This window comes from Neiella litorisoli, from assembly GCF_014773395.1.
Lineage (GTDB): Bacteria > Pseudomonadota > Gammaproteobacteria > Enterobacterales > Neiellaceae > Neiella > Neiella litorisoli.
Window position 1 is genome coordinate 22,268 of sequence record NZ_JACXAF010000012.1, and the last position, 16,254, is coordinate 38,521.

Annotated in this window: 14 protein-coding genes; 13 read left to right on the forward strand and 1 reads right to left on the reverse strand. The window is 51.8% G+C overall.

Annotated features, from left to right (window positions below):
• The first annotated feature begins 1 nt into the window (after position 1).
• Entirely contained in the window at positions 2–1,546 is a 1,545-nt protein-coding gene (gene lnt, locus IC617_RS10005) for an apolipoprotein N-acyltransferase (RefSeq protein WP_191144861.1), read from the forward strand.
• 472 nt (positions 1,547–2,018) lie between these two features.
• On the opposite strand, the gene IC617_RS10010 is transcribed toward lnt, so the two are convergent.
• Positions 2,019–2,516 carry an OapC/ArvC family zinc-ribbon domain-containing protein gene (locus tag IC617_RS10010; protein ID WP_191144862.1) on the reverse strand — a complete coding sequence of 166 codons (498 nt, stop codon included), beginning with the start codon at positions 2,514–2,516 and terminating at the stop codon, positions 2,019–2,021.
• A 192-nt stretch (positions 2,517–2,708) separates the two neighbouring features.
• On the opposite strand from IC617_RS10010, the gene leuS reads away from it, so the two are divergent.
• From leuS to IC617_RS10070, 12 genes are all read left to right on the forward strand, one after another.
• On the forward strand, positions 2,709–5,285 hold the full coding sequence (gene leuS / locus IC617_RS10015) for a leucine--tRNA ligase (protein ID WP_191144863.1): 2,577 nt from the start codon (positions 2,709–2,711) through the stop codon (positions 5,283–5,285).
• Between the two features lie 77 nt (positions 5,286–5,362).
• Complete coding sequence (locus IC617_RS10020) at positions 5,363–5,842, forward strand: LPS-assembly lipoprotein LptE (RefSeq protein ID WP_191144864.1); 480 nt, start codon at positions 5,363–5,365, stop codon at positions 5,840–5,842.
• Positions 5,843–5,870: 28 nt separating this feature from the next.
• Complete coding sequence (holA, locus tag IC617_RS10025) at positions 5,871–6,920, forward strand: DNA polymerase III subunit delta (protein WP_191144865.1); 1,050 nt, start codon at positions 5,871–5,873, stop codon at positions 6,918–6,920.
• 22 nt (positions 6,921–6,942) lie between these two features.
• A complete protein-coding gene (nadD, locus tag IC617_RS10030) occupies positions 6,943–7,581 on the forward strand; it encodes a nicotinate-nucleotide adenylyltransferase (protein WP_191144866.1) in 639 nt (212 codons plus the stop codon).
• 75 nt (positions 7,582–7,656) lie between these two features.
• Positions 7,657–7,974, forward strand: coding sequence for a ribosome silencing factor (gene rsfS, locus IC617_RS10035; protein WP_191144867.1), 318 nt, complete (start codon positions 7,657–7,659; stop codon positions 7,972–7,974).
• A gap of 3 nt (positions 7,975–7,977) precedes the next feature.
• A complete protein-coding gene (rlmH, locus tag IC617_RS10040; protein ID WP_191144868.1) occupies positions 7,978–8,448 on the forward strand; it encodes a 23S rRNA (pseudouridine(1915)-N(3))-methyltransferase RlmH in 471 nt (156 codons plus the stop codon).
• An 11-nt stretch (positions 8,449–8,459) separates the two neighbouring features.
• Positions 8,460–10,355, forward strand: coding sequence for a penicillin-binding protein 2 (gene mrdA, locus IC617_RS10045; protein WP_191144869.1), 1,896 nt, complete (start codon positions 8,460–8,462; stop codon positions 10,353–10,355).
• The gene (gene rodA, locus IC617_RS10050) at positions 10,352–11,479 is read left to right on the forward strand and encodes a rod shape-determining protein RodA (RefSeq protein ID WP_224745921.1); all 1,128 of its coding nucleotides are present in this window, start codon (positions 10,352–10,354) and stop codon (positions 11,477–11,479) included. The genes mrdA and rodA overlap by 4 nt, the downstream gene beginning before the upstream one ends.
• On the forward strand, positions 11,476–12,498 hold the full coding sequence (gene mltB, locus IC617_RS10055; protein ID WP_224745922.1) for a lytic murein transglycosylase B: 1,023 nt from the start codon (positions 11,476–11,478) through the stop codon (positions 12,496–12,498). The genes rodA and mltB overlap by 4 nt, the downstream gene beginning before the upstream one ends.
• Positions 12,499–12,501: 3 nt before the next feature.
• A complete protein-coding gene (locus tag IC617_RS10060; RefSeq protein ID WP_191144870.1) occupies positions 12,502–13,422 on the forward strand; it encodes a septal ring lytic transglycosylase RlpA family protein in 921 nt (306 codons plus the stop codon).
• A gap of 81 nt (positions 13,423–13,503) precedes the next feature.
• Positions 13,504–14,688 (forward strand): D-alanyl-D-alanine carboxypeptidase family protein, encoded by a 1,185-nt coding sequence (locus tag IC617_RS10065; protein ID WP_191144871.1) that lies wholly within the window; start codon positions 13,504–13,506, stop codon positions 14,686–14,688.
• A gap of 125 nt (positions 14,689–14,813) precedes the next feature.
• Positions 14,814–16,253: a hypothetical protein gene (locus IC617_RS10070; protein WP_191144872.1), complete on the forward strand. Its 1,440-nt coding sequence runs from the start codon at positions 14,814–14,816 to the stop codon at positions 16,251–16,253.
• Position 16,254 lies beyond the last annotated feature (1 nt).

Genomic DNA, 16,254 nt, shown 5'->3' on the forward strand with positions numbered 1-16,254 from the left:
GATGAACAAACCGACAACGACCAACCACCGCCGCTGGCTACTGATGCTGGCGGCGTTCCTATTTGGTGCCACCTATCCGCTAGCCTACGCGCCATTTGAACATGCTGTCGTTGCCATTTTGGCGATGGCGGGCTTTTTCAATTTGCTTAAAATGGCCAGCTCTTGGCGCCAAGCAGCGGCAACAGGGTTTGCCTTTGGTTTTGGCCAATTCACGGTAGGCATTAGTTGGGTTCACGTTTCAATTGATTCCTTTGGCGGCTTGCCGTTGGCCATCTCGCTGTTGTTAATGTCATTGCTATGCGCTTACCTGGCACTATTTCCGGCATTAACAGGCTGGCTTTGGTATCGCTTAAATAACCCAAGGTGGCGGGCATTTAATTTATTGCTGTTGCCGTCGTTGTGGTTATTCGGCGAAATACTTCGTGGCGAGTTATTAACCGGCTTTCCGTGGCTGGCATTAGGCTACAGTCAAACCAGCAGTTGGCTATTTGCCTTTGCGCCCTTTATTGGCGTAATGGGGATCGGCTGGTTAGTCGCTTGTCTAGCGGTCATGCTGAGTTATGTCACAACCAAGAGAAATCTGTATTGGCTAACTCCTGCATTCGCCGCCGTTGCATTAGCGACCTATTGGGCGAATCTGCAGACGGTATCCCAGCCAACTGACAAGTTTGCTCAGGTGGCATTGGTGCAAGGCAATATTAAGCAGAGCCTGAAATGGGAGCCCGATCAGCAATGGCCGACCATGAGCAAATATCAGGACATGAGCCGGCCCTACTATGACCATGATCTGCTGATTTGGCCGGAAGCGGCCATTCCTGCGATTGAAATTCAAGCCCAGAGTTACTTACAAAATCTCGATGCCACGCTAGCTTGGAAGGGCAGCGCGCTGGTCACGGGGATCATCGACTATCAGCCATACAGCCAAGTGTTTTTCAACAACCTGATTGTGGTTGGGCGTCGCGACCCTGAGCTGGATAAAAGTAGCTATATCTACGGCCATAACAACCGCTATAGCAAGCATCACTTGTTACCCATCGGCGAGTTCGTGCCGTTTGGCGATATCCTCCGACCATTGGCGCCGCTATTTAACTTGCCGATGAGTTCGTTTAGCCGCGGCGGCTATGTGCAGCATAATTTAGAAGCCAATGGCTGGAAGTTAGCACCAGCGATTTGCTACGAAATTTTGTTTGCCGAGCAAGTGCGCCAGAATGTTCAACAAGATACCGATTTTATTCTGACAGTAAGCAACGATGCGTGGTTTGGTGACTCAATCGGCCCGCACCAGCATTTGCAAATCGCTCAAATGCGCGCCAAAGAGCTAGCTCGCCCCGTGCTGCGCGCTACCAATAACGGCGTGACCGCAGTCATCGACGCCGATGGTTCGATTATGGCCAAGGCTCCACAGTTCACCGAAGCTGTATTAACCGCCGAAGTGGCCCAGCACCGAGGCCAAACCTTTTTCGCCCGCGTTGGCCACGTGCCAGTTTTAGCGCTATCGGGCTTGATCATACTGATTGCGGTTTGGCGCCGCTGGCGTTACAAGTAGCCAAGGCTCCCAAGGAGGTAGGCTGCAACGCGAGAGGTGCTTCAGCCGGCATGGATGCCGGATGTAGAGCGACACATGGATGTGCTTGAGCGTCACCGATACGTGTTGTTGCCTGCCTCCGCAATGCACTGGTGTTATTCTCGGCAAACATCGCAGCTGCTTTGAGAAAGCTGGTATGAGTAAAAGACCGAACCAAAGATTCCCTCAACAAGACGCCGTAAAATCTTCCCTGATGACTCTACTGCTGCGTCCTGCAGCAGAAGCTTGTTGATGAAACATTTGGTTCGCTCTTCAGAAGCCCCCGAGGCTCCCAAGGAGGTAGGCTGCAACGCGAGAGGTGCTTCAGCCGGCATGGATGCTGGGTGTAGAGCGCTCCACGGATGGGCTTGAGCGTCACCGATGCGTGTTGTTGCCTGCCTCCGAAATGCTCTGAGGTTATTCTCGGCAAACATCGCAATCGCACTGGGCTGAATCAAGGCTCAAACGGCTCTCTGACAAACTCATCATGACCACAGTTCGCGCAACCGCTCAGCAGCGTTGGGTGGTAAACCTCAAACACATGGTCGCACTTAGTACACCGCACCACGCCAAAACCAACATATTCCCCCTGCCGATAGACACCGTCATGCTTTAAATCATCCGACAGTTCTCGCCACTCACATTGCGTTTTGTCAGTGATTTCCATCAGGTTATGCCAAATCCCTTGGCTGATCCCCGTTAACCAAACGGATGGCGGATGCGTCTTCGAGTCCGGATCCATTGAATCGGCAAAGGCCTGAAAGTCACGCTTCAGATATTCGCGCATCAAGGTCAACTCGTCCTTGGTTAAATCACTCGCCGCACCAACATATTCAGCAGCGCGCTCCAACCAGTGATCTAACGCCTCGGCGGTTAAATGCTGCTCGTGTTTGAGACGTTCCACCACCTTATCAATGAGCGTTTCATAGTCTTTATTGTTGTCTTTACTCATAGCTTTCCCCTCGGGATCGGCATCGTACTTCGGCTTTCCATACAAACAGTTTAGATAAACCGGCGGTTTAGTCTTGTTGGCTTGATCACGGATGCGGTATCCTATGCGGCCTTAAATTTTCAAAGTCAGTCGGACTCTGGTGCCACCAGACATTTCGGCTCGACGCTCACAGTGTAATTAACGGAACCTTCAATGGACGTGCCATACAACCACCGCGAGATTGAATCGCAAGTTCAGTCTGCTTGGCAGCAAGCAAAAACCTTCTCTGTTCAAGAAGACAACGACAAAGAAAAATACTACTGCCTGTCGATGTTCCCGTATCCCAGCGGCCGTCTGCACATGGGTCACGTTCGCAACTATACACTCGGTGATGTGATTGCTCGCTTTCAACGTATGCAAGGTAAAAACGTATTACAACCAATTGGTTGGGATGCCTTTGGCCTGCCAGCGGAAAACGCCGCAATCAAAAACAAAACTGCGCCAGCGCCTTGGACTTACGAAAACATCGATTACATGAAAAACCAGCTGAAAATGCTGGGTTTTGGCTACGACTGGGATCGTGAACTGGCCACCTGTACCCCAGAATACTATCGCTGGGAGCAATGGTTCTTCACCAAGCTTTATGAAAAAGGCTTGGTTTACAAAAAGATGGCCACCGTAAACTGGGATCCAGTCGATCAAACCGTTCTCGCTAACGAGCAAGTCGTTGATGGCCGCGGATGGCGCTCAGGTGCATTGGTTGAGCAAAAAGAAATTCCTCAATGGTTCATCAAGATCACCGATTACGCCGAAGAACTGTTGAACGACATCGACCAACTTGAAGGTTGGCCAGATACCGTTAAAACCATGCAGCGCAACTGGATTGGCCGCTCTGAAGGCATTGAAATGGCCTTTGATGTTGCAGGCCAAGACGAGCCTCTACACATTTACACCACCCGCCCCGATACCGTGATGGGTGTGACTTACGTAGCGATTGCTGCCGGTCACCCGTTGGCAGCCAAAGCCGCTCAAGGCAATGCTGAGCTGGCCGCATTTGTGGACGAGTGCAAAAACAACAAAGTCGCCGAAGCCGACATGGCAACCATGGAGAAAAAAGGCATCGCCACTGGCCTGTTTGCGGTTCACCCGCTGACCGGCAAGCAAGTGCCTATCTGGGTCGCTAACTTCGTGTTGATGGACTACGGCACCGGCGCTGTCATGTCAGTACCGGGTCATGACCAGCGTGACTACGAGTTTGCCCAAGCATATGGCCTGCCTATTGAAGCGGTGATTAAACCTGCCGATGGCGAGGTTGATATTTCCGAAGTGGCTTATACCGAAAAAGGCGTGCTGTTTAACTCGGGCGAATTTGACGGTTTGGATTTCCAAGCAGCATTTGATGCCATTGCTAGCAAGCTTGAAGCCGACAACAAAGGCGAGCGTAAGGTCAACTATCGCCTGCGCGACTGGGGCGTTAGCCGCCAGCGTTATTGGGGCGCTCCGATTCCAATGCTGACCGATGCCGATGGCAACACCGTGCCAGCCCCAGAAGATCAACTGCCGGTGATCCTGCCAGAAGATGTGGTGATGGATGGCGTCACCAGCCCAATCAAAGCTAACCCGGAGTGGGCCAAGGCAGAAATCAACGGCCAGCCAATGACCCGCGAAACCGACACCTTCGATACCTTCATGGAATCGAGCTGGTATTACGCCCGTTATTGCTGCCCGAACTTTGACCAAGGCATGCTTGATCCGGAAGCCGCTAACTACTGGCTCCCTGTCGATCAGTATGTTGGCGGTATTGAGCACGCGGTAATGCACCTGTTGTATTCGCGCTTCTTCCACAAATTGCTGCGCGACACTGGTCTGGTCAAATCTGACGAGCCATTTAAAAAGTTGTTGTGTCAGGGCATGGTGCTGGCCGATGCGTTCTACTACACCGATGAAAAAGGTGGTCAGGTTTGGGTATCGCCAACCGAAGTCGAATTAGAAAAAGACGACAAAGGCCGCATCATTAAAGCAACCGGCGCAGACGGCAAAGAGCTGAACTATGCCGGCATGAGCAAAATGTCGAAGTCGAAAAACAACGGCATTGACCCGCAGCTGATGGTCGACAAGTACGGTGCCGACACCGTGCGTCTCTTCATGATGTTTGCCGCGCCACCAGAGCTGACGCTTGAGTGGCAAGAGTCCGGTGTTGAAGGCGCCCATCGCTTCGTCAAGCGAGTATGGAAATTCGTGCAGGATGTTGCCGCTTTCGAACAAGCGCCTGTACTGGATGTGGCCGCGCTCAACAAAGCACAAAAAGACCTGCGTCGCAGCGTTCATAAAACCATTGCCAAAGTCTCCGATGACTTGGGGCGTCGCCAAACCTTCAACACGGCGATCGCTGCGGTCATGGAGCTGATGAACAGCTTGACCAAAGCTTCGGCAGAAACCGAGCAAGATCGCGCGGTACTCGCAGAAGCGGCAGAAGCCATTGTGTTGTTGTTGAACCCGATTGCACCACACGTTTGTGATGAATTGTGGCGTGCGCTAGGTAACGACAAGGTGGAAGATGCGGAGTGGCCACAAGCCGACGAAAGCGCCATGGTCGAAGATGAAAAACTCATCGTTGTCCAGGTCAACGGCAAGGTCCGTGGCAAAATCACCGTTGCCGCAGATGCCAGCAAAGAAGCCGTTGAAGAAGCCGGTTTGAACGATGCCAATGTGAGCAAGTTCACCGAAGGAAAAACCGTTCGTAAAATTATTTATGTACCGGGTAAACTTCTGAATATCGTTGCAAATTAACGCATCAGGCGAGCAGTCATAGCACTGCTCGCCAGCTTCAATTACACTGGTAGCGACCGCATTTGCAGGAGCAATAAATGTTAAAACGCTGGCTTTTCCCTCTCGTGCTATGCACCTTGTTAAGTGCTTGCGGTTTCCAGCTTCGTGGCAGCTACACCCTTCCCGATCAGTTCCAGCAACTGCATTTACAAGTGCAAGATCCATACGCGGCCATTTCTCGCGAAGTCAGTAAACGCTTTAAAGCCAGTGGCATTGTCTTGCTTGATGTCGCCAGCGACCAAGCTCCGATTGTGATCCTTGGTAAAGACAAGCTCGAGCGGACCAATTTGTCGGTATATCCAGATGGTCAGGTAGCCGAATATCGGCTGGTCTACAAGCTCAATGTCAATGTCATTCAACCCGACCAGAAACCACAAAAGCTGGCCTTGCAGGTCCAGCGCGATTACCTCGATGATCCACGCCAAGCTCTCGCCAAGCGCCGTGAGCGTGAGATCCTGTTACAAGAAATGCGAGAGCAAATTTCGTTTCAGTTGCTTGCTCAGCTGTCATCCTTGTAAATCGCCAGCAAGCTACTGAGCGCATATCATGGCTACTGCCAGACTTTATCCCAATCAGTTGCCACAGGCTTTACAACAGTCTGTGCAACCGGCCTATCTGATATTTGGCGATGAGCCCTTGCAACGTTTTGAGTCAGTCAGCGCCATTGTTGATGCCGGTAAATTGCAAGGGTTTGATGAAACCGAGCGACTCTATCTTGATACCACAGACGATGCCATGCAGTTAGCCGAAGCTCTGCAGGGTATGAGCTTGTTTGCCAGCCGCCGAATCATCGTAGTGGATGTAGGCAATGGCAAAATCGGCAAAGAAGCCGGTCAAATTTTTGAGCATTATGCGCAGCAGCCTAGCCCCGATTTATTACTGATTTGCCACGGTAGCAAGTTGGAAAAAGCCCAACAGAACAGCAAATGGTTTAAAGCGCTGACTCAATTCGCGGTAACAGTAGCCATCAACGTGCCCAGCGGCGAGCGACTGACCCGCTGGTTACAGCAACGCGCTCGGGAAAACGGCGTGCAATTACCACCAGATGCCTTGCAATATCTGCAAGATCATCATGAAGGTAACCTGATGGCGCTCAGCCAGGAGTTGGAAAAACTGGCCCTGCTCCATCCTAATCAGCCAATTTCCGTGGAGCAGTTGCATCAATCGTTAATCGATCAATCTCGGTTCGATGTGTTTCAGCTCACCGATACCTTACTCGCTGGCAAGCAAGCGGCATTGACGCACATGCTCAGCCAATTGCGTGACGAAGGCGCAGAGCCTGTTGTGGTCTGTTGGGCGCTGAGCAGAGAAATTGGCCAATTACTACAGCTCAAATTGCATCCGTCCAATCAAGCACAGCTGTTTAAACAATTTCGTATCTGGCCTTCGCGACAGCCGGCAATTAAACAGGCATTAAATCAATTCTCAGCGTCACAATTGCAACAAGCCTTGCTGCTCTGTGCCAAGCTCGAGCGCAATGTCAAAGGAGCCGAGGCCGATCCACAGGCAAGCTGGCCGTTGATCAGCCAGTGCTGCCAGTTACTGATGAATCCATCGGCATCGGCCAATTGGCTATTGGCCGCCGAGCAAGTTTGAGTATTTAGGGCTAGGTAACCGCATGACCAAACGCATCGGCTTACTGGGTGGTACGTTCAATCCAATTCACAACGGCCATTTGCAGTTGGCTGGCTTTGTCCGTCAACAATTGCAACTCGATGAAATGCAGTTACTGCCCAACCACCTGCCCCCCCACAAAGAGCAGCCGCTGGTGACCTCCGCCCATCGTCTTGCCATGGCCCAAGCCGCCATCAACGACGAGCCGCAATTACAGATCAATCCCATCGAGTTGAATCGCGACGAACCTTCCTATTCGGTTGAAACCTTACGCAGATTGCGACAACAGCATCCACAAGATGCCATTTTCTTCACCATGGGGATGGATTCGTTCATTAATCTCAGCAGTTGGTATCAATGGCAGCAGTTACTCAATTTATGCCATCTTGTGGTGTGCCAACGGCCCGGTGATCAAATGCCAGAACAAGGCCCAGAAGCTCAGCTGTGGCAGCAATTTGGCATTGCCAATAACCAGTTACAGCAGCTGCCACTGGTCGGTCATATCATCTGCTTACACAACCCACTGTGGCCGGTTTCATCAACTGAGATCCGCCAGCAATTGCAGTGTGGTGAGCATGCCAACCAGTGGCTGCCACCAGCCGTTGCGCAATATATCGCCGACCATCAACTTTATCGGCAATAGCGCTGACGCCGACGAGGGAAATTTGTTACCCTTACTCGGTTATATGTTGAACCTATTCAAGAGCAGGAGAGCAAGTTGCACGGTAAAGAGCTGATTGATTTCATCGTTGATAAAATTGACGACATGAAAGGTCGGGACATTATGACCTTGGATGTAGCTGAACGCAGTAGCATTACAGATACCCTGATTATTTGTTCAGGCAACTCGAAGCGTCATGTCCAGTCCATCGCAGAACACGTGGCAACGGAAGCCAAACATGCAGGCTTGCCTGCTTTAGGTATGGAAGGGCAAGACGAAGGCGAATGGGTATTGGTGGACTTGGGTGATGTCATTCTGCACGTGATGCAGGAAAATGCCCGCGAATTCTACCAACTGGAAAAACTCTGGGGCTAAGCAGTGCGCTTACAGTTAATCGCGGTGGGTCAACGAATGCCCGCCTGGGTAACCACCGCATTTAACGACTATCAGAGTCGCTTTCCGCGCGACTGTGCCTTTGAGCTAGTCGAGATCGCCGCCGGTAAACGCAGTAAAAATGCCGATATCCCGCGCATTCTGGCGCAAGAAGGCGAGCGCATGCTCAGTGCGGTTGGTAAAGGCAACCGAATCGTCACGCTGGAAGTAACCGGCAAACCTTGGGATACCCCCCAGCTGTCAAAACAATTAGCCAATTGGCAAATGGATGGCCGCAACGTCAGTTTGCTAGTTGGTGGTCCTGAAGGTCTGGCGCCCGAATGTATCGCTGCGGCCGATCAACGCTGGTCATTATCACCACTGACTCTGCCGCACCCAATGGTGCGAGTGATCATTGCCGAAAGTCTATATCGGGCCTGGAGCCTGTTAAATAATCATCCGTACCACAGGGAGTAGCGGGTAGCTCAATGGCAGCGCGTAAACGGATCACCATTCGCGACAGACAAGCCGAAGCAGCACTGTTTTACCGCCGTGCTGTGGTGGCTTTGTTGGCTGTATTCGCCATGCTGGCGCTGCTCGTTTCCAACCTTTACAAGCTCCAAGTTACCCGCCACGAAGACTTTAATACGCGCTCCAACGACAATCGCATTCGGGTCCTTCCTGTCGCTCCGAACCGGGGCTTAATCTATGATCGCAATGGCATCCTATTGGCTGATAATCGGCCAGTTTATTCGTTAGAACTGGTCCCCGAAGAAATCGATGATTTGACGGCAACCGTTACCAGTCTGGCGGAGATGCTGGCCATTTCCGAAGAGCGCCAACAAAAATTTCTCGAACAAAGCCGGGTGAGCCGCCGTTTTAAAAAGATCCCTCTGCTCGAAAACCTGACCGAGCAAGAGGTGGCGCTGATCAGCGTCAGTCAGCACCAATATCCAGGGATTTACGTTGAAGCCCGCTTAAAGCGCTATTACCCCTTTGGCGACGCCCTAACTCATGCCGTTGGCTATGTCGCCAAGATTAATAAACGAGACCTCGAAAACCTCGATAAAGCCGGCAAGCTGGCCAATTACAAGGCCACCCGCGACATTGGCAAACAAGGTCTTGAGCGTTATTACGAAGATGTCTTGCACGGCACCGTTGGTTATCAGGAAGTTGAGGTCAATAACCGCGGTCGCATTACCCGCACCGTTGCATTTGAACCACCAGTGCCCGGTAGTGATTTGCGCCTGAGCTTGGACATTCAACTGCAATTAAAAGCACAAGAGCTACTTACCGGTATGCGCGGTGCGGTTGTCGCACTCGATCCGCGCGATGGCAGTGTACTGGCTCTGGTCTCTGCGCCCAGTTACGACCCCAACCCGTTTGTTCAAGGGATCAGTGGTAAGGCCTACCGCGCCCTGCTCAATTCAGACGACCGTCCGCTGATCAACCGTACCACCCAGGGCCAATACCCGCCCGCGTCAACGGTAAAACCGCTGTTGGCATTGCTGGCATTAAACGAAGGCGTGGTGACTCCCGAAACCAGAGTCTGGGATCCGGGCTGGTTTAGAATTGAAGGAGTCAAACGTAAGTATCGCGACTGGAAGAAATGGGGTCATGGCTGGGTCGATTTGTATTCCGCCATTGAGCAGTCATGCAATATTTACTTCTTTGATGCGGCGACCAAACTCGGTATCGATAAAATTGATGAATTTGCCAGCCAGTTCGGTTTTGGCGAATACACAGGTATTGATATTCGCGAAGAAAGTGCCGGAGTGCAGCCATCGCGATCTTGGAAACGCGCTCGCCATGGTCAACCTTGGTATCTGGGCGACACCGTCAACATCGGCATTGGTCAAGGCTATTGGACCGCAACTCCGCTACAACTGGCCCATGCCATTGGTATTATGGCGCGCCATGGCGACAACTTTACCCCACGGATGGTGCAATCGATTCAAACCGATTCGGGCAACATTCAGCTGCCACCGGATCAGCGACCGCCAGTGCAATTGAAAAAAGACACGTACTGGGATGAAGCCATTGAAGGCATGCGCCGAGTCAATCACTCGGAGCACGGCACCGCGCGCAAAGCCTTTGCCGACACCAGTTATGTGTCTGCCGGCAAATCCGGCACCGCACAGGTATTCAGTCTCAAGCAAGACGAAGAATACGATGCCGAAAAGCTCAACAAGCGCAAACACGACAACGCCATGTTTGTCGCCTTTGCGCCGCTCAATAATCCGCAAATCGTGGTAGCCGTTGCCATTGAAAACCAAGGCGGTGGCTCATCCAACGCCGCGCCTATTGCCAGAGCGGTGATCGACCATTATGTTGAAACCACTGGTTTTGAATCCATTCTGCCAATCGGGATCCCTACGCCATGATTTTTGGCTCAGTCGAACGGCTCGAAGCGCAAATGCGCAAGCCCAGCATCTGGTTTAAGTTGCACATTGATGCCTATCTGTTGATGCTGCTGCTGGTGTTGATGGCCGTTGGCCTGATGGTGATCTATAGCGCCGGTGGCCAAAGTATGGATCTAGGTACCCGCCAAATCATCCGCCTCAGCGTGGCCGTGTTTGTGATGTTGGCGCTGGCTCAAATCAACCCCGAAAACTATCGCCGCTGGGCTTATCCCATTTATGTCATTGGCACCTTGATGTTAGTGGCCGTGCTGTTAGTCGGCGTAGTTGGTAAAGGTGCTCAACGCTGGATTGACCTTGGCTTTATGCGCTTTCAGCCATCGGAAATCATGAAGTTGATTGTGCCCATCGCCGCGGCCCATTTCTTAGCCAGTGATGCGTTGCCCGCGCGTGTTGGTAAGGTAATTCTAGCCTTTGTACTGATCCTCATTCCAACCCTACTGATTGCTCGCCAACCGGATCTGGGTACCTCATTATTGATTGCCGCATCGGGCGTTTTTGTCATTTTCCTTGCCGGCGTCAGCTGGAAACTGATTGCCGCGGGCGCAGTCGCCCTTGCTGGTTTCATTCCGGTATTGTGGTTTTATCTGATGCGCGACTATCAGCGCCAGCGGGTGTTAACCCTATTTGACCCCGAGCGTGATCCGCTCGGCAGCGGCTACCATATTATTCAATCGACCATTGCCATCGGCTCCGGCGGGATCAGCGGTAAAGGCTGGTTGCAGGGCACCCAGTCGCAGTTGGAGTTTTTGCCCGAACGCCATACCGATTTTATCTTTGCCGTATTTAGCGAAGAGTTTGGCCTTACTGGCGTCATTTTGCTGTTACTGCTCTACCTGCTCATTGTCTTTCGTGGCCTTTATATTGCGGCGAATGCTCAAACCACCTTTGGCAGTTTGCTCGCTGGCAGCATTACCCTGACCTTCTTTGTTTATGTATTCGTCAACATCGGCATGGTGTCAGGCATTTTGCCTGTGGTTGGAGTTCCTCTGCCATTGGTCAGTTACGGTGGCACATCCATGGTGACATTGTTGGCTGGCTTTGGCATCTTAATGGGCATTCATACCCACCGACGGATGATTATATGAATTTTTTCCTCGGCCGATTGCGCCAACGTGCGCAGGCCCTCGGCATGTCAGCAGCCCTGACAGTTGCCGCGCTATCCGCCAGCTCTGTCGCGTTAGCAAGCAATACCATTGATCAGACTTTTATTGACGAAGTGTCCGCCAGCTACAACCTCGATCCAAGCTGGGTGGCGGATCAGGTCAAAAGCGCCAGCTTTAAACAAGACATCATCGAGCGCATCACCACCCCTTGGGAAGCTAAGCCTTGGTATCAATATCAGACCATCTTCCTTAAGCCCGAGCGCGTCGAGCAAGCGGTTGAATTTTGGCAAAGCCATCAACAAACCCTCGCTCGTGCTGAGCAAACCTATGGCGTGCCGGCACAATTGATCGTCGCCATTATTGGCGTCGAAACCTATTTTGGCCGCTTTAAAGGTGACAAAGGGGTGCTCGATTCGCTCTATACATTGGGCTTTCATTACCCTAAACGGGCCAAGTTCTTTCGCTCCGAGTTAGGTCATTTTCTGGCGCTGAGCCACGAGCAAGGTTGGGATCCGGCATCAATTAATGGCTCTTACGCTGGCGCCATGGGCTTTCCGCAGTTTATCAGCTCAAGTTACCGCGCCTACGCGGTCGACTTTAACGACGACGGTCAACGTGACTTACTGGACTCGCCGCAAGATGCCATTGGCAGTGTTGCCAATTACTTTGCCAAACACGGCTGGACGCCGGGCACTTGCATGGTTGAGCAGGTCACACTGACGCCAGCGGCAGAATCGCTGGTGCAGACCAATACCAAAATTAAACACGCCTGGGCGGATGCCCGCAAAGCCGGGATTAAAACCAGTCAACAGCTGGCCGATGATGACAAGATCATGTTGTTTCCGTTAGCTGAAAGTGAGCAGTTAACGCACCACTATTTGGGCTGCAACAACTTTTATGTCATCACTCGCTACAACCACAGCCGACTCTATGCCATGGCGGTTTACCGTCTGAGCCAGCAAATTGAAGCGGCCTGGCAAGCGAAGCAAACTGCCAGCTAACCGATGTCTGAGCTTTCTAAGGTCGCTGGGTTATTGACCGCGCTGGCGCTGCTCTCAGGCTGTGCCAGCTCTGGCATGAGCAAATCAGATCGCTACCAAGCTCAGCGTTATCATCAAGCCGACGACTCGGCACCGGTCGATCCGGTCGATGTCTCACAAGTGCCAGATGCGGTACCGAAATATGAGCCGAAATCACGCGGTGGCAACCGTCACTACACGGTTCGCGGCAAGCATTATCAAGTGATGGATTCAGCCGAGGGATTTAGCGAAACCGGCAAAGCCAGTTGGTATGGCAACAAGTTTCATGGCCACAAAACCAGCAATGGCGAAATCTACAACATGTACGCCATGTCAGCGGCGCACAAACACTTGCCGTTGCCGTCGTTTGTCAAAGTGACCCGACTTGATAACGGCAAACAGGTCATTGTCCGAGTCAATGATCGCGGCCCGTTTCATCGCGGCCGCATCATCGACTTGTCTTATGCCGCTGCCCATAAACTCGGAATGTTGAAAACCGGAACCGCGGCGGTAAAAATCGAAGCAATTGCGGTTGAGCCGCCGTGGCAGCAGCCCGATCCAATTATGGCGCTAGTCCAGCAGCAACAATCCGAAGGTCCCAAGTTACCCATTCAAGTTGCCGCCAGTTCACAACCGACAGTGGCGACGCCAGCGAACCAAACCAGCGACACAAACATCAGCCATCGCAATTGGTTTGTGCAAGTTGCGGCAACGCAAGATAAGGCCAGAGCCGATCACCTGATCCAACAATTAGCCTCTTTGTTTGATGCACAGGGCCGAACGGTATCTGAGCAAAAATTACACAAAATCCAGCTGGGCCCGTTTGCTGATGAGCAAGATGCCAACAAATTGCTGGAAATATTAAAAAAAGGTGAATTTTCTTCAGCCTTTAAGGTCTATCATTGAAACGGTGAGATTCGAGCGCAGAGCATGTTATGCTAGCGCCACACTCACAAGTCTTAACCCCAACTACTCCTAAAATAAATTATGCTTCAGCACACAACATTACGTTCTCTCACCGCAGGTTTGGTTGCTCTGGCAACTTCATGTATCGCTTTTGCTGCGCCGGTTGTGACGCCTGATCCACCCAAGGTTAATGCCAAAGGATATGTGCTTGTTGACTATCTCACTGGCCGCACTCTGGTTCAGCACAACGCCGATGAGCGCTTAGCACCAGCCAGCCTGACCAAAATGATGACCAGCTACGTGCTGGGCACTGAAATCAAAAACGGCAATGTCACCGAGCAGGACATGGTCAAAATTGGCCCCAATGCTTCCTTGTACACCAATGCAGAGCTACGCGGCTCATCGCTGATGTTTGTTCAAGTCGATACCGAAGTACCGCTTGGCGAATTAAATCGCGGCATTATTGTGGTATCGGGCAATGACGCCTGTATTGCGGTGGCCGAGCACTTGGCCGGTACCGAAGACGCCTTCGCCGATATGATGAATGCCTACGCCGACCACCTCGGCATGACCGGCTCTCACTTTATGAATAGTCACGGCCTTGACCATCCAGAGCACTACACCACGGCTCACGACATGGCGACCTTGGGTGCCGCTTTAATCCGTGATTTACCAGAAGAATACGCCATTTACGCCGACAAAAGTTACACTTGGGATGGCCGCGAACAGTTCAACCGCAACGCCTTGTTGTGGGATAAAGATCTAGGCGCAGATGGCATTAAAACTGGCCACACCAATGAAGCGGGCTATAGCTTGGTATCGTCTGCAGTGAAAGATGATATGCGTCTAGTCGCGGTGGTCATGGGCACGGATAGCACCCGCGCTCGTAATGCCGAAAGCCGCAAACTGCTGCAATATGGCTTCCGTTTCTTTGAAACCGTAGTGCCATATGAGCCGGGCACTGTGTTCGCCGAAGAACGCGTCTGGTTTGGTACCCAAGAAAAAATTGAGCTGGGTGTTTTGGAAACGGTAGCCACCACCCTGCCGAAAGGCCAACGGAAGAACTTGAAAGCCGATTTCGAACTCACTTCACGCCCAGAAGCGCCGATTGCTAAAGGCGATCAGTTTGGTGTTGTTCACGTTACCCTAGATGGTGAAGATATTGCGACCTACCCGCTGGTCGCGCTCCATGATGTCGAGGAAGCCGGCTGGTTCAGCAAGCTCATTGACCATATCCTGTTGTTCATCCATAACCTCACCAACTAAATCGAAAAAAGCCGCCGCTGGCGGCTTTTTCTTTTATACTTATTTGCAGACTTGAATGAATGCTCAGTGCGTCAGCGCTTGGCTCAATTTAGCAACCCCAAAATTAGTTTGGAAAGGATTCCACTATGTTTACGCACGTGGTTACGCAAGTAAGTCGCTTAGCTCGCTTTTCTCTCGTTGTTATTTTTGCCGCTATGTTCAGTGGTTGTGGCGGTGGCTCTGGCGGTTCGAGCGCCGCATCTCAATCCAAATCTGCTATCCCGACCACTATTGCAGTGCCCTCCTCAGGCAGGCCCAACGTATCCCCTGAGCAACACGTCCCAGCCTTAAGTTACGCTCGCCTTACCCATATCTATCGCGATGCTTTTCTCGCCGGTGATCGTTCCGACTCAGCGCTTAGCCCCAATGGCGAAGTAGAACAGCTAACCTCACTGGGTTTATATGAACCGGTTGATGCCAGTGACGATGGTAGCTATCGCATCGAATTGCAAGATAATGATCTGGCATATTTTCGAGTGATCAATACCAAAGCCAATGGCGCAGAACGCGTGCATTTGTTCTACGGTGTACCCGCCGGCGATTACATGACGTTTGACTCCAGCGACTTCGATGCTCCAGCGCAATCCACTGATTCAGGTTGTCGAGACGTGTCGGTTCGTATTAATGCCCTTACCACTGCCGCCAATAGACGTTTGTTGTTAAACGGCGAGGAAACCAAAGTCGACATCGCTGAAGGTGCAAAAGCTTGGATAGATTCCGTTAACCTATGCCCGCTTCAAGACACTGATAGCTACTTACTAGTTGTTACGCAAGACATTGATGGCGACATTAACTATGGCTTTGAGTTCTACCGGCAACTCAGCGACAACGACGTGCTAGAACTAACCATCGAGCACGCTGCACGGATGGTGCCGTGGACCTCAAACGTACCGGTCAATTACTACTACACCGTCGCGGGTAAACACCAAGACTGGGACACCATCATCAAGCTCTACACCCCACCGCTGGACGAGGAAGAAGCTGAGTCGCTGCCCGCTCCGATCACTTCAGGCTTACTGCCAGCATTTGATGCCATCGGTTTTGACCGCGTGGTTTGGTCTGCAGAATCTTCCGCGCTTCACAATCGCGAGTTCGCCGCCAGCGCTGAGGAAATAGCTTTTGAACTGCAACAAATTGACATCAGAGATATCAGCCTAGATCCCATTTCTATCGAATGGAGTGACAATGGCTTGGCTAAGCCGAAAATCATCTCTGGCATCATCTTCGATGACAGCGCCACGCAAACCTATGCCTTTATCAGCATGGATCCGAAAGTGCTGCGACAATCAAAACTTCAATTTCCCATCGAGGACATTGAGCTGCTCGTTGATAGTGTTTTTGTCGGTGTCTATGCGGCCAGCAATATGCCGGACAGTAGTGAGGGATATATTACTTCCGCGGGGATATCAGCAGGTCTCATCGCACTGCCTAACGACAACGCACATCCATTGAACAATCAAGATAGCGTCTTTGCCGGTAATGCTGCCGGAATCTTTGAGCTACTCATTGATTGGCTTGGCGACTAAC